The 20,368-nt window shown below is 71.4% G+C and carries 20 protein-coding genes; 15 read left to right on the forward strand and 5 right to left on the reverse strand.

All coding sequences use genetic code 11. The features are described 5' to 3' along the window. The first annotated feature begins 3 nt into the window (after positions 1 to 3). Genes LQK93_RS13635 through LQK93_RS13650 form a run of 4 tightly spaced genes read left to right on the forward strand, consistent with a single transcriptional unit; the run spans position 4 to position 5,925 of the window. Positions 4 to 1,461: an FAD-linked oxidase C-terminal domain-containing protein gene (locus LQK93_RS13635; RefSeq protein WP_374968320.1), complete on the forward strand. Its 1,458-nt coding sequence runs from the start codon at positions 4 to 6 to the stop codon at positions 1,459 to 1,461. Continuing rightward, positions 1,461 to 2,708: an FAD-binding oxidoreductase gene (locus tag LQK93_RS13640; protein WP_374968321.1), complete on the forward strand. Its 1,248-nt coding sequence runs from the start codon at positions 1,461 to 1,463 to the stop codon at positions 2,706 to 2,708. Before LQK93_RS13635 ends, LQK93_RS13640 begins: the two co-directional genes overlap by 1 nt. 2 nt (positions 2,709 to 2,710) lie before the next feature. Continuing rightward, entirely contained in the window at positions 2,711 to 4,126 is a 1,416-nt protein-coding gene (locus LQK93_RS13645) for a (Fe-S)-binding protein (protein WP_374968322.1), read from the forward strand. 59 nt (positions 4,127 to 4,185) lie between these two features. Next, entirely contained in the window at positions 4,186 to 5,925 is a 1,740-nt protein-coding gene (locus LQK93_RS13650; RefSeq protein ID WP_374968323.1) for an L-lactate permease, read from the forward strand. Positions 5,926 to 6,008: 83 nt separating this feature from the next. Here the strand turns inward: LQK93_RS13650 and msrA are convergent, their stop codons facing one another. Next, positions 6,009 to 6,683 (reverse strand): peptide-methionine (S)-S-oxide reductase MsrA, encoded by a 675-nt coding sequence (gene msrA / locus LQK93_RS13655; protein WP_374968324.1) that lies wholly within the window; start codon positions 6,681 to 6,683, stop codon positions 6,009 to 6,011. A gap of 163 nt (positions 6,684 to 6,846) precedes the next feature. Between msrA and LQK93_RS13660 the strand changes: the two genes are divergently transcribed. From LQK93_RS13660 to LQK93_RS13680, 5 genes are all read left to right on the forward strand, one after another. Then, positions 6,847 to 7,866: a GNAT family N-acetyltransferase gene (locus LQK93_RS13660; RefSeq protein ID WP_374968325.1), complete on the forward strand. Its 1,020-nt coding sequence runs from the start codon at positions 6,847 to 6,849 to the stop codon at positions 7,864 to 7,866. 72 nt (positions 7,867 to 7,938) lie between these two features. Then, a complete protein-coding gene (locus LQK93_RS13665) occupies positions 7,939 to 8,439 on the forward strand; it encodes a DUF4825 domain-containing protein (RefSeq protein ID WP_374968326.1) in 501 nt (166 codons plus the stop codon). 160 nt (positions 8,440 to 8,599) lie between these two features. Further along, on the forward strand, positions 8,600 to 9,409 hold the full coding sequence (locus LQK93_RS13670) for an amino acid ABC transporter substrate-binding protein (protein ID WP_374968327.1): 810 nt from the start codon (positions 8,600 to 8,602) through the stop codon (positions 9,407 to 9,409). A gap of 31 nt (positions 9,410 to 9,440) precedes the next feature. Beyond that, on the forward strand, positions 9,441 to 10,109 hold the full coding sequence (locus LQK93_RS13675; RefSeq protein WP_374968328.1) for an amino acid ABC transporter permease: 669 nt from the start codon (positions 9,441 to 9,443) through the stop codon (positions 10,107 to 10,109). Continuing rightward, positions 10,106 to 10,897, forward strand: coding sequence for an amino acid ABC transporter ATP-binding protein (locus LQK93_RS13680; RefSeq protein ID WP_374968329.1), 792 nt, complete (start codon positions 10,106 to 10,108; stop codon positions 10,895 to 10,897). The genes LQK93_RS13675 and LQK93_RS13680 overlap by 4 nt, the downstream gene beginning before the upstream one ends. Before the next feature lie 51 nt (positions 10,898 to 10,948). Here the strand turns inward: LQK93_RS13680 and LQK93_RS13685 are convergent, their stop codons facing one another. Beyond that, entirely contained in the window at positions 10,949 to 11,683 is a 735-nt protein-coding gene (locus tag LQK93_RS13685; RefSeq protein ID WP_374968330.1) for an SGNH/GDSL hydrolase family protein, read from the reverse strand. Between the two features lie 85 nt (positions 11,684 to 11,768). On the opposite strand from LQK93_RS13685, the gene LQK93_RS13690 reads away from it, so the two are divergent. The 3 genes from LQK93_RS13690 (at position 11,769) to LQK93_RS13700 (ending at position 15,537) form a co-directional block, all read left to right on the forward strand. Next, on the forward strand, positions 11,769 to 12,947 hold the full coding sequence (locus tag LQK93_RS13690) for a cystathionine gamma-synthase (protein ID WP_374968331.1): 1,179 nt from the start codon (positions 11,769 to 11,771) through the stop codon (positions 12,945 to 12,947). Positions 12,948 to 12,987: 40 nt separating this feature from the next. After that, positions 12,988 to 14,337 carry a glutamate mutase L gene (locus LQK93_RS13695; protein ID WP_374968332.1) on the forward strand — a complete coding sequence of 450 codons (1,350 nt, stop codon included), beginning with the start codon at positions 12,988 to 12,990 and terminating at the stop codon, positions 14,335 to 14,337. Positions 14,338 to 14,547: 210 nt separating this feature from the next. Next, positions 14,548 to 15,537, forward strand: coding sequence for a hypothetical protein (locus LQK93_RS13700; RefSeq protein WP_374968333.1), 990 nt, complete (start codon positions 14,548 to 14,550; stop codon positions 15,535 to 15,537). Positions 15,538 to 15,749: 212 nt separating this feature from the next. Here the strand turns inward: LQK93_RS13700 and greA are convergent, their stop codons facing one another. Continuing rightward, a complete protein-coding gene (gene greA / locus LQK93_RS13705; protein ID WP_374968334.1) occupies positions 15,750 to 16,235 on the reverse strand; it encodes a transcription elongation factor GreA in 486 nt (161 codons plus the stop codon). A 231-nt stretch (positions 16,236 to 16,466) separates the two neighbouring features. Then, entirely contained in the window at positions 16,467 to 16,838 is a 372-nt protein-coding gene (locus LQK93_RS13710) for a DUF4307 domain-containing protein (protein ID WP_374968335.1), read from the reverse strand. Positions 16,839 to 17,043: 205 nt separating this feature from the next. Here LQK93_RS13710 and mca point away from each other — a divergent pair, with 205 nt between their 5' ends. Together mca and LQK93_RS13720 are read left to right on the forward strand one after the other, a co-directional pair. Then, positions 17,044 to 18,081 (forward strand): mycothiol conjugate amidase Mca, encoded by a 1,038-nt coding sequence (gene mca / locus LQK93_RS13715; protein ID WP_374968336.1) that lies wholly within the window; start codon positions 17,044 to 17,046, stop codon positions 18,079 to 18,081. Then, on the forward strand, positions 18,081 to 18,395 hold the full coding sequence (locus LQK93_RS13720) for a hypothetical protein (protein WP_374968337.1): 315 nt from the start codon (positions 18,081 to 18,083) through the stop codon (positions 18,393 to 18,395). The genes mca and LQK93_RS13720 overlap by 1 nt, the downstream gene beginning before the upstream one ends. 138 nt (positions 18,396 to 18,533) lie before the next feature. Here LQK93_RS13720 and LQK93_RS13725 read toward each other — a convergent pair whose 3' ends face one another. After that, positions 18,534 to 19,244: a hemolysin III family protein gene (locus LQK93_RS13725; RefSeq protein WP_374968338.1), complete on the reverse strand. Its 711-nt coding sequence runs from the start codon at positions 19,242 to 19,244 to the stop codon at positions 18,534 to 18,536. Between the two features lie 230 nt (positions 19,245 to 19,474). On the opposite strand from LQK93_RS13725, the gene LQK93_RS13730 reads away from it, so the two are divergent. Further along, a complete protein-coding gene (locus LQK93_RS13730; RefSeq protein ID WP_374968339.1) occupies positions 19,475 to 20,236 on the forward strand; it encodes an isoprenyl transferase in 762 nt (253 codons plus the stop codon). The last annotated feature ends 132 nt before the right edge of the window (positions 20,237 to 20,368 follow it).

The raw sequence follows: 20,368 nt of genomic DNA on the forward strand, positions 1-20,368 counted from the left end.
CCGATGGACGTCCACGCTCTCGCGGCGCAGCTGAGTCGGACCCTCGGCGCGGAGCGGGTCATCACCGACCAGCAGCGCCTGCGGACCTATGAGTGCGACGGACTGGCCCACTACAAGGTGGTGCCGGCTGTCGTGGTCCTCGCAGAGACGACGGAGCACGTGGCGACGGTCGTCCGGGCGTGCGCGGCGAACGGCATACCCTTCGTCGCGCGCGGCTCGGGCACCGGGCTGTCCGGTGGGGCCCTGCCCCACGCGGACGGCGTGCTCATCGTCATGTCGAAGATGCGCCAGGTGCTCGAGGTCGACCGTGACAACCAGCGCGCGGTGGTCCAGCCGGGCGTCATCAACCTCCAGCTGACCCGTCAGGTCCTGCCGGAGGGGTACTACTTCGCGCCCGACCCGTCGAGCCAGCAGGTCTGCTCGATCGGCGGCAACATCGCGGAGAACTCGGGCGGTGCGCACTGCCTCAAGTACGGCTTCACGTCCAACCACGTCACGGGCCTCGAGCTGGTGACCCCGTCCGGCGACATCGCCCACATCGGCGCGAAGTCGCCGGACGCCCCCGGGTACGACCTGCTGGGCGCCCTGGTGGGCTCCGAGGGCACGCTCGGCATCGCCACGGCTGTCACCGTCCGACTGACCCGGACGGCGGAGGACGTGCGGACGCTGCTCGCCGCCTTCGACCACACCGACTCTGCGGGAGCGGCCGTGTCCGCGATCATCGGCGCGGGCGTCATCCCGGCTGCCATCGAGATGATGGACGCCCTCGCCATCGAGGCGGCGGAGGCGGCCGTGCAGTGCGGCTACCCCCAGGGCGCGGGTGCCGTGCTCATCGTCGAGCTCGACGGCCCGGCGCCCGAGGTGGCGCACCAGTTCGACGAGGTCGAGGGCTACTGCCGCGCCAACGGCGCCTTCGAGATCCGCATCGCCGCTGACGACGTGGAGCGCGCGCTCTTCTGGAAGGGCCGCAAGTCGGCGTTCGCGGCGGTGGGCCGGATCAGTCCCGACTACATCGTCCAGGACGGCGTGATCCCGCGGACGTCGCTGCCGCAGGTGCTGCGTCGCATCTCCGAGATCTCCGCGGAGGCCGGGGTGCGGGTGGCCAACGTCTTCCACGCCGGTGACGGCAACCTGCACCCGCTCGTCCTCTTCGACGACAGCGTCGAGGGGGAGGCCGAGCGCGCCGAGGAGGTCTCAGGCGCCATCCTCGACCTGTGCATCACCAACGGCGGGTCGATCACGGGCGAGCACGGCGTCGGCTCGGACAAGGCGAAGTACATGCCGAGGATGTTCACCGACGACGACCTCGACACGATGCAGCTGCTGCGGTGCGCGTTCGACCCCACGTCGATCTCCAACCCCGGCAAGGTCTTTCCCACGCCACGGCTGTGCGGTGAGGTGCCGGGGCGCCACAAGGGAGTCCACCCGCTCGCCGAGGCCGGAATCGCGGAGGTGTTCTGATGGCAGACGTTCTCGAGGACCTGCGCAGCGCGGCCGGTGGAGAGGCGAGGGCTGCGGCGGACACTGACGTCGTCGACGGAGTGCCCGCCCGCTGGGTGGTGCGCCCGCACAGCACCGAGGAGACGGCGGCCGTCGTGCGTGCCGCCGCTGCCCACGGGCTGACGGTCGTCCCGCGCGGGACCGCGACCAAGCTCGCGTGGGGTGCGGCGCCCGAGAGCGCCGACGTCATCCTCGACACGACCGGCCTCGACGCGATCGTCGAGCACGCAGCAGGTGACCTCATCTGCGTCGTCGGCGCCGGACGCTCGCTCGAGTCGCTGCAGTCCGAGCTCGGCGCCGCCGGCCAGCGGCTCGGCATCGACGACCGGCGGGGTGGCACGGTCGGCGGAGCGGTCGCCACCGCGGCCACCGGCCCGATGCGGCTGCACCACGGCTCGGTCCGCGACCTCGTCATCGGCATGACGCTCGTACGCGCGGACGGCGTCGTCGCCCACGCGGGGGGCAAGGTGGTCAAGAACGTGGCCGGCTACGACCTCGGCAAGCTGCTCACCGGTTCCTACGGCACGCTCGGCGTCATCACCGAGGTGGCCTTCCGGCTGCACCCGATCCCCGAGGCCCGCCGCTGGGTCAGCGTGACCCTGGACTCGCTGGACTCGGTCCAGTCGCGCGTGCTCGACGTGACGCACGCGCAGTTCGTCCCGTCCGCGGTCGAGCTGGACTGGTCCGCGAGCGGCGCGACCCTGAGCCTGCTCCTCGAGGGAGTTCCGCCGGGAGTCGAGCAGCGCACGGCGCAGGCGCTCGAGCTCCTCGGGCCCGGGGCGACCAGCTCCGAGCAGGCCCCGCAGTGGTGGGGGAGTGAGCCCCGCAGCGGGTCCGGCGTCCTCGTCAAGGTCACCCACGAGATCGCCGGGCTGTCAGCGCTGCTCGCGGCTCTCGACGACGCCGCTGCATCGGCCGGCGTCACCGCCGCGCTGCGCGGCAGCCCCGTCGTCGGCACCGCACTCGTTGCCCTCGAAGCCCTGAACGGCGACCTCAGCGCGGAAGCCCTGGCCACCTTCGTCGGCGGGCTACGCTCCGCCCAGCGGCAGTTCGGCGGCAGCGTCGTCGTGCTCGAGGCCCCACCCGCCCTCAAGGAAGGCCTCGACGTGTGGGGCCCCGTCGGGGGCCTGGAGCTCATGAAGGCCGTCAAGGCCCGGTTCGACCCCGAGCGGCGACTCGCCCCGGGCCGGTTCGTCGGAGGGATCTGAACATGACCGTGCACGACAACGGCGCCGGCCCGGTGTCCGCGCCGACGGGAACGCTGGGCACCAGCGCCAAGCTCTCCCTCACCCCGGTCCAGGGCGGCGAGCCCGCCTTCGACGACCACCACCCGCCGTCGGCCGAGCTCGTCTCCGACTGCGTGCACTGCGGCTTCTGCCTGCCGGCGTGCCCCACCTACACGTTGTGGGGCGAGGAGATGGACTCGCCGCGCGGCCGGATCTACCTCATGAACGAGGGCCTGCAGGGCGAGCCGCTGACCTCCTCGATGGTCCAGCACTTCGACGCCTGCCTCGGCTGCATGGCCTGCGTGACCGCCTGCCCCTCGGGCGTGCAGTACGACAAGCTCATCGAGGCGACCCGGAGCCAGGTCGAGCGTCGCTACGACCGCCCGAAGCGCGACAAGGCGCTGCGCAGCGCGATCTTCGCGCTCTTCCCTTACCCGAAGCGGTTGCGCGCCCTCCGCGGCCCCCTGCGCCTGCACCAGAAGAGCGGCCTGTCCGCGCTGCTGCGCCGGACCGGCGTGCTCGACCGCATCTCTCCCACTCTCGCCTCGATGGAGGCGCTCGCGCCGCCGCTCGAGCGTGCCGAGAAGGTGCCCGAGCGGACCCCGGCCCGGGGTGTCAAGCGGGGGACGGTCGGCATGCTGCTCGGCTGCGTGCAGCGGGAGTTCTTCCCCGGCGTCAACGCGGCCACCGCGCGCGTCCTCTCCGCGGAGGGGTTCGAGGTGCTCGCCCCGGCCTCGCAGGGATGCTGCGGTGCGCTCTCCGCGCACAACGGACGTGAGGACGAGGCCCAGCGCTTCGCTCGCGGCCTCGTCGACACGTTCGAGAAGGCGGGGGTCGACTTCGTCGTCGTCAACGCCGCCGGCTGCGGGTCGACGATGAAGGAGTATGCCGACCTGCTGGCCGGCGACCCCGCGTATGCCGAGCGTGCCCGGGCCTTCACCGACAAGGTGCGTGACGTCTCGGAGATCCTCGCCGAGGCCGGCCCGGTCGCCGACCGGCACCCGCTGCCGGTGGCCATCGCCTACCACGACGCCTGCCACCTGGCCCACGCCCAGGGCGTCCGCGCCCAGCCGCGCGACCTGCTCCGCGGCATACCCGGCCTGGAGCTGCGGGAGATCGCCGAGGGCGACCTGTGCTGCGGCTCGGCGGGTATCTACAACATCATCAACCCCGTCCCCGCCCGCGAGCTCGGCGACCGCAAGGCCGCCAACGTCCTGGCCACCGGTGCCGAGCTGCTCGTGACCGCCAACCCCGGGTGCCTCATGCAGGTCGCCTCGTCCATCGAGCGACAGGGTGGGCACCTCGCGCTCGCCCACACCGTCGAGGTGCTCGACGCCTCGATCCGGGGCCTCGGCCCCGAGCAGCTGGGCGTCGGCCGAGCTGCGACGACCGAGCCCTGACCGTCCCGTCCGTCCTGACCCGCACGACCAACATCCACTGCTCACAATGAGGTGACTGAATGTTCCGTCCCGTAACCGACGCCTTGGCGGGTTCGTTGACGCTCACGGCGCTCGTGGCACTGCTTCCCCTGCTGACCCTGTTCCTGCTGCTCGGCGTGCTGCGGATCGCCGCCTGGAAGGCGGCGGTGGCCTCGCTCGTCATGTCGCTGCTCGTCGCGGTCATCGTCTACTCCATGCCCGTCGGGCAGGCCGCGATGGCCGGCCTCGAGGGTGCGGCGTTCGGCTTCTTCCCGATCATGTGGGTCGTCATCAACGCGATCTGGGTCTACAACATGACGGTCGTCACCGGGCACTTCGACGTGCTGCGCCGCTCGTTCGCCCGGATCAGCGACGACCAGCGAATCCAGGCCGTCATCATCGCCTTCTGCTTCGGCGCCCTGCTCGAGGCCCTCGCCGGCTTCGGCACGCCGGTCGCGATCACGAGCGTGATGCTCATCGCCCTCGGGTTCCGGCCGATCAAGGCCGCGACGGTCGCCCTCGTCGCCAACACGGCGCCCGTCGCGTTCGGCGCTCTGGCCGTCCCGATCACGACGCTCGCCCAGGTGACGGGCCTGCCCGAGCACGAGCTCGCCTCGATCGTGGGCCGTCAGACCCCGATCCTGGGCCTCTTCGTGCCGATGGCGCTCGTCTTCATCATCGACCGTGGCCGCGGCGTCCGCGCCACGCTGCCGGCCACGCTCACCTGCGGCATCGCCTTCGCGGTCGCGCAGTTCGCCACCTCGAACTACCTCTCGACCCAGCTCACCGACATCGTCGCCTCGCTCGTGGGCGCGGCCGCCGTCGTCCTCCTGCTGCGCTTCTGGCAGCCGGCGCAGAGCTACGTCGAGATCGGTGAGCCCGAGCTCGTCGGGGTCGGCACCCGCGAGCCCCTGCACGCCCACGCCTCGCACGTCGTCGAGGGCGTCCCCGCGGCATCGGTCGGCGGTTCGGACCACCCGGTCGGCCCGGGCACGGGCTCGGTCGAGGACCTCGCCGCCCGTGACGCGGACCGGCACGACAGCCGCGCCGACGTGCTCCGGGCCTACGCGCCGTACCTGCTCATCATCGTGGTCTTCAGCGTCAGCCAGATCCCTGCGGTCGCGCACCTGCTCGGCGCCCCGACGAAGAGCTTCCAGTGGCCGGGGCTGCACCTGCAGACCCCGTCGGGCAAGACCTCGACGCTGCCGACGTTCAAGTTGAACTGGCTCGCGGCGGCCGGCACCCTCATGATCATCTCCGGCCTGCTGACCATCCCCGCCATCGGGATCTCGTGGGGCAAGGCCGTCAAGGCCTACGGCGAGACCTATCGGCAGCTGGGCGCGGCAATCTTCACCGTCATGGCGGTCCTCGGCCTGGCCTACGTGATGAATGCGTCCGGCCAGACGGCGAGCCTCGGCGCCTGGCTGGCGGGCGCGGGCTCGGCCTTCGCGATCCTGTCGCCGATCCTCGGCTGGATCGGTGTCGCCGTGACCGGGTCGGACACCTCCTCGAACTCGCTGTTCGGGGCGCTGCAGGTCGCCGCGGCCAAGGACGTGGGGCTGCCGCCGGCGCTCATGGCGGCCGCGAACTCCTCCGGCGGCGTCCTCGGCAAGATGATCTCCCCGCAGAACCTCGCCATCGCCGCCGCGGCGGTCGGGCTCACGGGCCGGGAGGGCGACCTCTTCCGGCGCGTCATCGGCTGGAGCCTCGGCTTCCTCGTGTTCATGTGCGTGCTCGTCTACCTGCAGTCGACGCCGGTGCTGTCGTGGATGCTGCCCTGACGACGCGCTGACGCGCACCTGGCGCAACAGACACGAGCTCCCGCCCGGTCGATGCCGGGCGGGAGCTCGTCGGTCGTGGTGCCTCAGGCGGGCGGAGCGATGTCCTGCTGCGCGGGCAGCTGGTCCTGGCGCACGATGCCGCTCGGGCAGGTCATGCCGTTCGGCCCGTGGTTGCAGTAGCCGCCGGGGTTCTTGTGGAGGTAGCCCTGGTGGTAGTCCTCGGCGAGGTAGAACGGGCCGGCGTCGTCGGCGGAGCGGATCTCGGTGGCGATCTGCCCGTAGCCGTTGTCGTCCAGCACCTTCTGGAACGCCTCGCGAGTGGCCTCGGCCGCCAGCCGCTGGCCCTCGGTCGTCCAGAAGATCGCCGAGCGGTAGGCCGTGCCGATGTCGTTGCCCTGCCGGTTGGCGGTGGTGGGGTCGTGGTTCTCCCAGAACGCCTTGAGCAGCAGCTCGGGCGATGTCTTGGTCGGGTCGTAGACGACGCGGACCGTCTCCGCGTGACCGGTCATCCCGGTGCACGTCTCCTCGTAGGTGGGGTTGGGCGTGTAGCCGCCCATGTAGCCGGCGGCCGTGGCGATGACGCCCTCCTGCCGCCAGAAGATCCGCTCGACGCCCCAGAAGCACCCCATCGCGACGTAGAGCACCTCGGAGCCCTCGGGCCACGGACCCTCGAGCGGGGTGCCCAGGACGACGTGCGTGGGGTTCACGGCATACGGGCGTTCCGCGCGGCCGGACAGGGCCTCCTCGCGCGTGGGCATCTGCGACTTCCTACCGAATCCGAACACCATGCCGGTGTCACATCCTTCGTGCTGGGCTGGTCTGACGTTTCTGTAACGCCCAACACCCCCTGCGTATGCCGTGTCGCGTCGTCGCGGACAAATCGCTGGCACCGGCGGCGGCGGGGTCGACAGACTCTGCCCCGTGACCGACGACTTCACCATCCGGCCGATCGACGTGCTCGACCCGGAGCAGGACGACGCCGCTCGGCAGTGGATCGACGTCCACGCCTCGGTGCAGCGCGAGCTCTTCGCCGAGCGGGGGAGCGCGTGGACGCTCGAGGAGCTGCAGGCGCTGCACCGGACGGGCACCAAGAAGCGCGCCGACCTCGCCGCGTGGACCGGTGACCGGGTCGTGGGCGCCCTGGAGGTCCAGCTGCCCCTGGTCGACAACCTCGACGCCGCCATGCTGTGGCTCTCGGTGCGGGCCGAGGCGCGAGGCCGGGGCATCGGCTCGGCGCTGCTCGCGGAGGCCGAGCGCATCGGCGTCGACCACGACCGGTCGCTCTTCTTCGCCGAGACGGAGTGGGCCGAGGGGGGCCACGACGCCTCGGAGTCGTTCGCGACCGGTCACGGTTTCGTCGTCGGGATGACCGTGCTGCGCAGCGAGATGGCCCTGCCCGTGGACTGTGGCGCGCTCGAGGCGCTCGTGGCCGCCCCCGGCGCGGAGGACTACCTGCTCGAGGGCTACGTCGACGACATGCCGGAAGCCTGGCTGGAGGACCGCGCGGTCCTCCAGCAGCGGATGAGCACCGATGCGCCCACCGACGACCTCGCCCTCGAGGAGGAGGCGTGGGACGCGAAGCGGCTCCTCGAGCAGCAGCAGCGCCTGCGGTCGGCCGGCAGGCGGATCCTCGAGACGGTGGCCCGGCACGTGCCCAGCGGGCGGATCGTCGGCTTCACCCAGGTGTCGGTGTCGGCGAGCGAGCCGACGCTCGGCTACCAGCAGGACACCCTGGTGCTGACCGAGCACCGTGGCCACGGCCTCGGGCTGCGGCTCAAGGCGGCCAACGCCCTGCGCGTCGGTGACGAGCTGCCGGAGGTCACCGCCGTCCGCACGTGGAACGCCGCCTCCAACGAGCACATGCTCGCCGTCAACCGGCTTCTCGGCTACGTCGTCGACGGCTACAGCCGCGAGTGGCAGAAACGCCTCGAGCAGGGCTAGGCGGAACCAGGAGCGCGTGACGGGCGTCTCGACTTCACCGCACCGACCGTCGTTGCGCGACAGGGAGATCCCATGATGAAGAAGGCCCTCGCGTCCATGGTTCTGGGCGCGGCCCTTGGCGCACTGGCGCTCACCGGGTGCACCGGCTCGGGGGCGGACGGCCCCTCCACGGCCGCGTCGGCGACGGGCGGGCCAGAGGCGCGCACGGCGGCGCTGTGGGCCGACCGGACGGCATACGTCGGCGACAACTCGAAGGTGATCGCGCTCGTCGACCAGGCCGGCTTCGGGCCGCTGGGGACCTACACCCTGAGCCTCTGGACCACGCGCCCGCCGTATGCCGTCACCATCGACCTGCCCCACCCGGCCAAGCCGTTCGAGCAGACCGACTTCAGCGAGGCGGCAACCATCCTGCTCGGGACCGTGCGCAACCTCGACGCGGTGCACGTCACCTCGCAGGGAAAGACGTACTCGCTCACGGCACGGGAGGCGACGGCCACGCTCGGCCACGACGTCAAGACGCTCGGCACGGACCGCGCCGCGCTCGCCGTCTACATCCGCTCGTCGGAGGACTGACGCGATTGCCGTCTCCGCCCCCAGACAGCGACACACCGGGGAATGTTCCGGGGGTAGGTGGAGGTTGGCATGCGATGAACCGCTTCGTCACTGGGTTATGACCATCGCAATGTGACGTTATGCGTCCACCGTGCCGACCCCTCTACCAGGAAGTCCAGTCATGCGTTCGAGGTCCGTCCTCACAGTCCTGCTCGCCACTCTCCTCACCGCCGTCCTCGCCGCCTGCAGCAGCTCGAGCGGCGGGTCGGGCGGCGGCTCCGACCTCCAGGCCGTCAAGAGCGCCGGGGTGCTCAAGGTCGGGACCGAGGGAACGTATGCGCCGTTCTCCTTCCACGACCCCAAGACCAACCAGCTCACGGGCTACGACGTCGACGTCGCCAAGGCGGTCGCCGACAAGCTGGGCGTCAAGGTCCAGTACGTCGAGACGCCGTGGGACGCGATCTTCGCCGGCTTGGCGAGCAAGCGCTTCGACGCCGTGATCAACCAGGTCACGAAGAACCCCGAGCGCGCCGGGCTCTACGGGCTCAGCACGCCGTATACCTACTCCGAGGGCGTCATCGCCACCCGCGCGAACGACTCGTCCATCTCCTCGCTGGCCGGCCTCAAGGGCAAGAAGTCGGCGCAGAGCCTCACGAGCAACTGGGCGAAGGTCGCCAAGGACGCCGGGGCCCAGGTCGAGTCGGTCGAGGGCTTCACCCAGGCGATGACGCTGCTCAAGCAGTCGCGCGTCGACGCCACGGTCAACGACAACCTCGCCGTGCTCGACTACCAGAAGTCCACCGGTGACCGGGGGATCAAGGTTGCGGCCAAGACCGGCGACGTGTCCGAGCAGGTCGTCGCTACGCGCAAGGGCTCCGACCTCCTCCCCGCCATCAACAAGGCGCTCGCCCAGCTCCAGGCAGACGGCACGCTGAAGAAGCTGTCCGAGAAGTACTTCGGCAGCGACGTCTCGGTCAAGCCGGCCCCATGACCGGCCTGCCGCACCCGACAGGGTGGGCGTCGTGAACGATCAGACGAGGCAGCTCATCCTCGACTCGCTGGGGCCGCTGCTGCGGGCCACGGTGACCTCGACGATCCCCCTGACGATCATCAGCTTCGTCCTCGGGCTCGTCGTGGCGCTCGGGGTGGCCCTGATGCGGCTGTCGAAGGTGCGCGTCGTGTCGGGGATCGCCCGGATCTACATCTCGGTGATCCGTGGCACGCCGCTGCTGCTGCAGCTGTTCATCATCTTCTACGGGCTGCCGTCCCTCGGGGTGCAGTTCGACCCCTTCCCCGCGGCCGTGATCGCCTTCACGCTCAACGTCGGTGGGTACGCCGCCGAGGTCATCCGCTCGGCGATCCTGTCGGTCCCCAAGGGGCAGTGGGAGGCGGCCTCGACCGTCGGGATGGGCTACGCCACGACGCTGCGCCGGGTCATCCTGCCGCAGGCCGCGCGCACCGCCATCCCGCCGCTGTCCAACACCCTCATCTCGCTCGTCAAGGACACCTCGCTCGCATCGACCATCCAGGTCACCGAGCTGCTGCGCGTCGCCCAGGAGATCGCGGCCCCGACGTACCAGTTCTTCGCCCTCTACGGCGTGGCTGCCGTCTACTACTGGGTCGTCTGCCTGGTGCTCTCCTTCGGGCAGTCCCGCCTCGAGCAACGACAGAACAGGTACGTCGCCGCATGAGCCAGCTATCGATACCGCCCGTGCCGCAGGCCGACCCGCTCGTCTCGGTGTCCGGTCTCGCGAAGTCCTTCGGGGACCACACGGTGCTCCGGTCGATCGACTTCGAGGTCGCCCGCGGCAGCGTCACCGTCCTCATCGGCCCTTCCGGGTCCGGCAAGACGACGGTCCTCCGGTCGCTCAACGCGCTCGACATCCCCGACGCGGGGGTGGTCCGGATCGGGGACGTGGAGGTGGACTTCGCAAACCGTCCCGTCACGAAGAAGCAGGTCGCGACGCTGCGGGCGCAGAGCGGCATGGTGTTCCAGTCCCACAACCTCTTCCCGCACCTGACCGTCCTCGAGAACCTGACCGCCGGCCCGGTGCTGGCCCAGCGACGCAACCGTGAGGAGGCCGAGGCCGAGGCTCGCGAGCTGCTCCGGCTCGTCGGCCTCGCCGAGAAGGCCGACGCCTACCCCTTCCAGCTCTCCGGCGGTCAGCAGCAGCGCGTCGGCATCGCCCGGGCCCTGGCCGTCAGGCCCAAGCTCATGCTCTTCGACGAGCCGACCTCCGCGCTCGACCCCGAGCTGGTGGGGGAGGTGCTCACGGTGATGAAGGACCTTGCGGCACAGGGCTGGACGATGGTCGTCGTCACGCACGAGATCCGCTTCGCCCAGCAGGTGGCCGACCAGGTGCTCTTCCTGGACGGCGGCGTCATCGTCGAGCGCGGCACGCCGGAGGAGGTGCTGACGAGGCCCCGCACCGAGCGTGCCCGCCAGTTCCTCCACCGCATCCTCGACCCGCTGGACTGAGCCCGCCGGCGCCGTTGGGGCGCCTCCGAGGACGTATGCCGGGTGGTCGCCTCAGCCGAGGAGGCGCGCCCGGTCGAGGGCACGCTCCACGATGCTCGCCATGTCGGCGTAGCCACGGTCGTTCGGGTGGAACCGGTCCGAGGCGAGCCGGCCACGCCATGACCGGGGTACCTCGCGGCGCAGGTCGACGAGCACCAACCGACCCGCGACCGCTCGGTCGCGCAGGAGCGCATCGACGGCCCGCGCCTCGCGGTGCGGGTTCGGCAGGTTCGCGACGAGGGCCCCTGCGGGCAGGAGGTCGAGCATCTGCTCGAAGCGCTCGGTCAAGCCTCTGCGGTGGCGTCTCACCACGACGTCGTTCGAGCCGATGACCACGGTGACCAGCGCAGGACGGGCGTCTGCCGCCTGCTCCAGCTCCGCCAGCTCCTCCAGCAGCTCGAGGGCGGGCAGCTGCCGGTCGAGCACGTCCTCGACCCGGGCGCCGTTGACGCCGAGGTTGACCAGGCGGTGGGCCCAGCCCCGCTGCGCGAGCCGAGCGCTCAGCTGCCCGGCCCACCCGCGGTCGGGCGCGCTCGCGCCGATGCCCTGCGTCATCGAGTCGCCGAGCGCGACCCACAGCGGCCCGCTGCCGGTGACGGCCACGCGGTTGTGGGACTCCCACCACACGGCATACGGCAGCACCTGCTCCTGCACCGCACGGACGCCGGGGAAGGCCGCGGACAGCGCCGACAGCACCGGGCCGCGCGGACGCTCGCTGCGGTTGCTGTAGTCGAAGCCGGCAGCCACGGAAGCAGCATCCCAGAGTTCCCGCCGCGGGCCACCGATGTCGCCGGATGGAGCGCGCCGGGCCGCAGGGAATAGGGTCGTGGTCATGTCTGCAGACCACGGTTTCTCCACCCGCGCCATCCACGCCGGACAGGAGGCGGACGAGTCGACCGGTGCGGTGGTCACTCCCATCTACCAGGTGTCGACCTACAAGCAGGACGGCATCGGCGGTTTCCGCAAGGGCTACGAGTACAGCCGCTCGGCCAACCCGACGCGTACGGCGCTCGAGGAGTGCATCGCCTCCCTCGAGGGGGGCAGCCGGGGCTTCGCCTTCGCCTCGGGCCTCGCCGGCCAGGACACCGTGGCGCGGGCGCTGCTCGTGCCCGGCGACCACGTGGTCGTGCCCGACGACGCCTACGGCGGCACCTACCGCTACTTTAACAAGGTCGCGAAGCCGCAGGGGATCGAGCACTCGATCGCCCACATGGGTGACGTCGAGGCGGTCCGCGCGGCGGTCCGACCCGGGCAGACCAAGATGGTCTGGGTCGAGACGCCGACCAACCCGCTCCTCGGCATCGCCGACATCGAGGCCATCGCGGCCATCGCCCACGAGGCCGGCGCCCTCCTCGTCGTCGACAACACCTTCGCGACCGCCTACCTCCAGAGCCCGCTCGCACTCGGCGCCGACATCGTGACGCAGTCGACGACGAAGTACTCCGGTGGCCACAGCGACGTCGTCGGTGGGGCGGTCGTCACCGCCCGTGAGATCCGCGTGCCCGGCTACGAGGACGCCGAGGACCGGATCGCCTTCCACCAGAACAGCATCGGCGGTGTCGCCGGACCGTTCGACTCGTGGCTGACGCTGCGCGGCCTCAAGACGCTCGCCATCCGCATGGAGCGTCACTGCGACAACGCCGAGAAGGTCGTCGACTTCCTCCTGGGCCACGACGCCGTCTCGCACGTGCTCTACCCGGGCCTGCCCACCCACCACAACCACGACGTCGCGGCGCGCCAGATGAAGCGGTTCGGCGGCATGGTCAGCTTCCGGATGCGCCGCGGTGAGGACGCGGCCGTCAAGGCGTGCGCGGCGGTCAGCCTGTGGACGCTCGGCGAGTCGCTGGGCGGCGTCGAGTCCCTGATCGAGCACCCGGGCCGCATGACGCACGCCAGCGTCGCCGGCACCGAGCTCGAGGTCCCCTCCGACCTCATCCGCCTCTCCGTGGGCATCGAGGACGCCGACGACCTCATCGCCGACCTGCGCGAGGCGCTCGACATCCACGGCTGAGCCGCGACGACCGCGCGCCGACGCCCGCCGCCCGCTGCCCATGACGATCCTCGCCGTCGACTTCGGGTCGACCTTCACCAAGGGTGCCCTGCTCGCCGACGACGGCACCGTGCTCGCCACGGGGTCGACGCCGTCGACAGGCGCCTGCGGTGGGGGAGACATCCTCGACGGCTATCGCGCGCTCCGCGCCCGGCTCGACGTCCCGGACGACGCCAGGGTGCGGGCGTGCTCGAGCGCCGGGGGTGGCCTGCGGCTCGCCGTCGTCGGCTACGAACGCACGGTGACGTCCGAGGCGGGCCACCGCGTCGGGCTCTCCGCGGGCGCCAAGGTGGTCCACGTCGCCGCCGGTGAGCTCACCGTCGCCGACGTGGCGGGCGTACGGGCCTCTCGTCCCGACCTGGTGCTGCTCGTCGGAGGCACCGACGGGGGCAACGGGGACGTCCTGCTGCACAACGCGCGACGCCTGGCCCAGGGCCGCATCGGTGGGAGCGGCCACCACGCCGTGCCCGTCGTCGTGGCCGGCAACGTCGAGATGCGTGACGAGGCGGCCGCGGCGCTGGCAGTGACCGACCGACCCATCGTGCTCGCCGACAACGTGCTGCCGCAGATCGGGGTCATCGCACCGGAGTCGGCCCGCGCCGCCATCCGGGAGGCGTTCCTGCGCCACGTCATCGGCGGCAAGGGCCTCTCTCGCGACCCCGCCTTCGCCCGGATGGTCGAGGCGGCGACTCCCGACGTCGTGCTGCGCGGCGTCGAGGTGCTCGCCTCGGTCTCCGGCGGCGGCGACGTCCTGGTCGTCGACGTCGGCGGCGCCACCACCGACGTCTACTCGTGCGTGACCCCCGAGGGGGAGGACGCCTCTCTACGCAAGCACGTCGTCGCCCCGCTCTGGCACGCCCGCACGGTCGAGGGCGACCTCGGCATGCGCTGGAACGCCGAGCACGTCCTCGAGGCCGGCGCGGCCGAGCACCTGCTCGACGCCGTGGCCGACCCGGCAGCCCTGACCGCGTATGCCGCCCGCGTCCACGAGCAGCCCGGTTCGCTCCCCGTGGACGACGTGGAGTGGGGGATGGATGGGGAGCTTGCCCGCCTGGCAGCCCTCGTCGCGGTGCGCCGGCACGCGCGTCCCGCGCAGCCGACGGAGTCGGCGCGCCCGCTGGCCGACGTGACGAGGTTGGTGGGGTCCGGGGGAGTGCTGCGGCACGCCGACGCAGCCGCGCGCGAGCGGGTGCTCGGGGCGGTCCTGAGCGACCACGCCGGCGGCTGGAAGGTGCCGCGCGCGGCGCGCGCGAGCGTCGACACGGCATACCTGCTCTTCGCGGTCGGCCTGCTGGCTGCCCACCCCGAGACGGCCGACGCCGCCCGCACCCTCGCCACCCATCTCCTCTAACCGTCGAAAGGCCAAAGTTTGCGGGTCCTCACCCGTCGAGAGGCCAAAGTTTGCGGGTCCCCAACCGTCGAGAGGCCAAAGTTTGCGGGTCCTCAACCGTCGAGAGGCCAAAGTTCGTGCTCGTCCACATCCCCCGCAGCGTGGTGAGTCCTGCCCACAGCCTGCACGAGGGGCCTCGCCCTCGAGGATGTGGTCCAGCAGCGTCTGTGCATGGAGTCCCAGGCGCTGCCACCCGATCTGCTGTTGCGACCGTTCCGGACAGAGGAGGCCCTCCGCCGAGGCGTGACGCCTTCGCGGTTGCGCGCCCAGGACCTCTGGACCCCGACCCCCGGAGTCCGCACCGCCGAGGTCCCCGTGACCCTGCTCGAGCGTGCTCGCGCCTTCGCGGCGGCGGCGCCGAACGAGTTCGCGTTCGCGCACGCCACCGCGGCACGACTTCTCGGTATCCCGCTGCCGTATGCGTTGGAGGAGGACCCGCACATCCACATCGTCACGCGTACCGACGCCAACCGCGTCCGCCGCGGTGAGGTGGTCGGACACCGTGGCCTCGAGTCGCGGCAGGTGGTGCTGGTGGAGGGTCTCCCGGTGGTCGGTGCTGCTGACACCTGGGCCGATCTGGGCGAGCACGTCGGCCCGGGGCGCCCAGTCGGCCTCGACGACCTCATCGTCGCGGGGGACGCGGCGGCAAACCTGCTCGGGAGCGCCGATCCTCTCCGACGGGCGGTCGAGCGGCGCGGGAGACCGCGCGGCAAGGTGACGCTCACGTTCGCGATCCCGCGAATCCGCCGCGGCGCGTGGTCGCCGATGGAGACCCGGAGCCGGCTGATGGTCACCCGGGCGGGACTGCCCGAGCCCGAGCACAACGTCCCCGTCGTGAGCCATGCCGGCGAGTGGCTCGGGTTCGGCGACCTCGTCTGGCAGGAGCAGCGCGTCGTCGGTGAGTACCTCGGCGTCGAGTTCCACACCCGGACCCGGGATCGAGTGCACGACGGCCTTCGCCGTGACCGGGTCGAGCGAGGGGGCTGGACCATGGTCGAGATCGTGTCCGCCGATGTGTTCGAGCACGAGCCGCGCGCTGCCAAGCTACGTGAGCTGGCTGGGCACCTCGACGTGAACCCTCACCTGCTCGACGTCATGGGTGCGGCTCCCCAGTTCCTGGCGCCCGCCCAGTTCGCACGGCCTCGACGTCGGCGGTCTTAGTGCGAAGCCTGGCCTCTCAAGAGCTGGGGAGCCGCGAACTTCGGCCTCTCGACGTGCGGGGACTCGCGAAGTTTGGCCTCTCGACGGGTGAGCACCCGCAGAATTTGGCCTTTCGACGGGTGGGGGAGCGGGCAGACCGGGGCAGACAGGGACGGGCCGCTCCGCCCGCCGACGCGGGGGAGCCGGCCCGCCCTGTGGCCTCGGAAGGCGGGTCAGCCGGTGTAGGGCTTGGCGGCGAGGATCTTGACCTCGACGGTCTTGCCGTTGGGGGCCTCGTAGCTCGTGCTGTCGCCGACGCTCTTGCCGTTGATGGCGGCGCCCATGGCGGACTTCTCGGAGAAGACCTGCAGGTCGGAGCCGTCGGCGATCTCGCGGTTGCCGAGCAGGAAGGTCTCCTCGTCGCCGAAGATCTCGACCGTCACGAGCATGCCGGGCTCGACGACACCGTCGTCGGCGGGCGTCTCACCGATCGTCGCGTTCTGGAGCAGCTCGGTCAGCTGGCGGATGCGGGCCTCCATCTTGCCCTGCTCCTCGCGGGCGGCGTGGTAGCCGCCGTTCTCCTTGAGGTCGCCCTCCTCGCGGGCCTCCTCGATCTTGCGGGCGATCTCGATGCGACCTTCGCCCGTCAGCTGGTCGAGTTCCGCCTTGAGGCGGTCATAGGCCTCCTGGGTCAGGAAGCCAGCGGCAGTCTCGGTCACGGTTGTCACTCCTTGGATGAACAGCGCCCACGCGGTGCTCCGCGTGGGCGCCTGCACAAAAAGAAGGGCCCGAACGGCAGTGTCGACAACGCGAATGCCGGTCGGCGACGGGTCCGGACCCTGGATGAAGAACTCAGGATAACAAAGTGGGAGCCCGGCGTGCAGGAGAAGACAGATCGTGTATGCGGCCCCGCAACGAGGTGCCGCCGACAGCTCGTGCGCAGGGCGGGGTCACGAGCAGCGCTTGACCTGCCCCGTGACGGCGCGTGAGGTCGTGCGGACGGTCGCGGACTGGGTCGTCGTCTCCTGCGCGCTCGCCGGCAGGCGCACGGTCGTCGTCCCCACCGGAGAGAAGTCGAGGGCTAGCGCCTCGATCGTGCACGTCAGCGCGGTGCCTCCCGGTCGATAGACCTGGTAGTCGACCCGCACCTGCTGGTCGCTGACGACCTTGTAGCCCATCGTCTGCCACGACGGCTGGCCCAGCGTGGCCGAGAGCCCGAACCAGACGGCGAGGGCGACGCCGGCGAGGATGCCCACCGTGCCGATGACCCACCACTTGAGCTGGCCGGGAGCGGGGCGGGGCAGGGTCGGTCGGGACGGCATACGGGTCCTGGCGGTTCGAGCCCGCGCGGGAAAGGGCGCGGGGGAGTGAGAGGATGGCAGTCGGGTCCAGTCTCTCCCATGACAGCGCGGCGAGGGGCGGCGGCCCGGGCGGCGAGCGGCCTCGGGAAGACGAACGAGCCGTCGGCGCCCACCCACCGATGACTGCTGACGAACAGGGAGCCACGTGGCCGAGGGCATGCGTTTGATGGCGGTGCACGCGCACCCCGACGACGAGTCGAGCAAGGGTGCCGCGACGACGGCCAAGTACGTCGCCGAGGGTGCGTCCGTGATGGTCGTCTCGTGCACGGGCGGTGAGCGCGGCGACATCCTCAACGAGAAGCTCAAGGACGACCCGCACATCCTGCGCGACATCGCCCAGGTGCGGCGTGACGAGATGAAGGCCGCCCAGGAGGTGCTGGGGTGCGAGCACACCTGGCTCGGCTTCGTCGACTCCGGGCTGCCCGAGGGCGACCCGCTGCCGCCGCTGCCCGACGGCTGCTTCGCGCTGGAGGACCTCGAGGTGACGACCGAGGCGCTCGTGCGGGTCATCCGCGCGTGGCGCCCGCACGTCATGACGACCTACGACGAGAAGGGTGGCTACCCCCACCCCGACCACATCATGTCCCACACGGTGGCCATGTCGGCGTTCCAGGCGGCCGGTGACCCCACGCGCTTCCCCGACGCCGGTGAGCCGTGGCAGCCGCTCAAGATCTACTACAACGGTGGCTGGTCCAGGCCCCGCCTCGAGGCGATCCACGACGCCATGGTCGCCGAGGGCCTCGAGAGCCCGTATGCCGAGTGGCTTGCCAACTGGAAGCCGCGCCGCTCCGGGCGTCCCACCACGATGATCGCCTGCGCCGACCACTTCGAGACCCGCGACCGCGCGCTCATCGCGCACGCGACGCAGGTCGACCCCGACGGCTTCTGGTTCCAGGTGCCGCTCGAGATCCAGAAGCGGGTGTGGGGCGTCGAGGAGTTCGAGGCGGCCCTGTCCTACGTGCCGATCGCCGAGGGCGAGGACGACCTCTTCGCGGGGCTCGGCACGCCCGCGGAGGCCGACGCGCTCGCGACCCGGCCCGGGCTCCAGATCGTCCACGACGGCCGCGTCACGGAGGAGCCCGCCGAGGAGGAGGCCGAGCAGGTCGAGGAGGTCGACGAGTCCGAGCGCCGGGCCGGGCACCCGCACGGCGACAGCTCCGACACCCACCTCGACGAGCCCGAGGCAGAGAAGGCGGAGCTCTGATGGGTGGCAGCGGCAACCTGCCCGTGGGCCCCGGCATCTGGGGCTTCCTCGCCTTCTTCGTGCTGGCCGTGGCGCTGTGGTTCCTGGTGCGCAACATGAACAGCCGGCTGCGCCGGATGGCCTACCGCGACCGTGACGAGGCCAACCAGGTGCACACCGATGACGCCGACGGCACTCGCGTCACCGGCGCCGAGGGCACGGGCGACACCGGCCCCAGCAGTCACACGGGCGAGGCCGACGGGCCGAGCGCGGGCCAGAGCGGTGACCAGGGCAGCGGGCCGGCCGACGGCGGCGGCCAGGTGCCCCGCTCCTGACGGATCCCGGCGACCCCACCCGGGCCGGCCACACGGCATACGCCCTCCCGTGCGGCAGCACACGACGAACGCCCCGGCCGCGGCCGGGGCGTTCTGGCGTGGTGCAGGTGGGACGGGCCGAGCGCGGGCCGGCCGCTCTCAGGCGAAGGCGCGACTGCCCACGACGGCGAGCGTGACCGCGGTGAAGTGCGTGACGAACCCGCCGAGGGTGAAGGCGTGGAAGACCTCGTGGAAGCCGAACCAGCGCGGCCACGGGTTGGGCTTCTTCGTGCCGTAGACGATGCCGCCGGCGGTGTAGAACAGGCCGCCGAGGCCGATGAGCGAGCCGATCAGCGGCCCGCCCTCGCGCCAGAAGGGCACGACGTAGAAGACGGCCGTCCAGCCCAGCGCGAGATAGAGCGCGGTGTAGAGCCAGCGCGGGGCGCCGACCCAGAAGATGCGGAAGAGCACGCCCGCGACGGCGCCGCCCCAGATCAGCACGAGCAGCAGCCGGGCCTGGTCGGTGGGCAGCAGCGTCACCGCGAACGGCGTGTAGGTGCCGGCGATGATGAGGTAGATGTTCGAGTGGTCGAACCGCTTGAGCAGGCCCGACATCCTGGGCCCCCAGGTGCCGCGGTGGTAGACGGCCGAGACGCCGAAGAGCAGGGCCGCGCTCGTCATGAAGACCAGGGAGGCGGTCCGCACGGCACCCGGCTCGGAGACCAGCACGAGGACCAGGCCGCCGAGCAGCGCGAGCGGGAACATGCCGAGGTGCAGCCAGCCGCGCAAGCGCGGCTTGACGATCGCGACGAGGTCGGCGACGTGGGTGCTCGACGACTCCTCGACGGGAGGCTCGGGAGGGTGGCTCATGCCCCGAGTGTAACCTACGGGACCGTAGGTTACGGATGCGTAGGTTGTCTGTCTTTGCGTCTTCACGGCCCGTTCACGAGACCCTCGCAAACCACTCGCGCGGGCCTCGTGCCGGCCTCGCCGGGCCCCGAGGGCCGAGGGGTACGGTGGGACCGCGGCCCGCTCGGGCTGCGCTGACCGTGACCGGCGCGACCGGTGGCGACCGGTCGAAGAGTCGACGAGGAGGCCCGGTGGGGTGGCGCGACGTGGTCTACGGCGCATACGAGCGTCGAGTCCTCAAGGACCTCCCCAAGGAGGCGCTCCCGCGTCACGTGGCCGTCATGCTCGACGGCAACCGGCGGTGGGCCCGCGCCCGTGGCGCCGGCACGGCGAGCGGACACCAGGCCGGCGCCGACAAGATCGAGGAGCTGCTCGAGTGGTGCCGTGAGGCGGGCGTCGAGTACGTCACCCTCTGGCTGCTGTCCACCGACAACCTCCGCCGCGCCGAGGAGGAGCTCGCCCCCCTCCTGAAGATCATCGAGACGGCCGTGGCCGACCTCGCCGAGTCCGGTCACTGGCACCTCAAGGTCGTCGGGGCGCGGGACCTGCTGCCGCCGGAGACGGCCGCGAGCCTCAGCGCCTCCGCCGAGCGCACCAAGGACGTCGACGGCATGACGGTCAACGTCGCCGTCGGCTACGGCGGCCGGCGCGAGATCGCCGACGCCGTACGCGACCTGCTGCTGTCGCGGGCGTCGAAGGGGGAGACGATCGAGCAGATCGCCGCCGGGCTCACTGTCGAGGACATCGCGGAGCACCTCTACACCAAGGGCCAGCCGGACCCCGACCTCGTCATCCGCACCTCGGGTGAGCAGCGGCTCAGCGGGTTCCTGCTCTGGCAGAGCGCCACGTCGGAGTTCTACTTCTGCGAGGCGTACTGGCCCGACTTCCGCCACGTCGACTTCCTTCGGGCACTGCGGGCGTATGCCGGGCGGCACCGCCGCTTCGGAGGCTGAGCGGGCGGTCGGCGGCGACCACGACCCACGGTGGGGAGTGCTCCCCATTGTCCGGCCCGCGGAGGTTGCGTAGGTTTCGGGTGGGCAGCGGCGGCACCGCGAGCCGAGATGGTGCAGGCGCGCGGCCGGCCG

Origin of the sequence: Terrabacter sp. BE26 (assembly GCF_041941675.1) — a bacterium.
GTDB lineage: Bacteria > Actinomycetota > Actinomycetes > Actinomycetales > Dermatophilaceae > Terrabacter.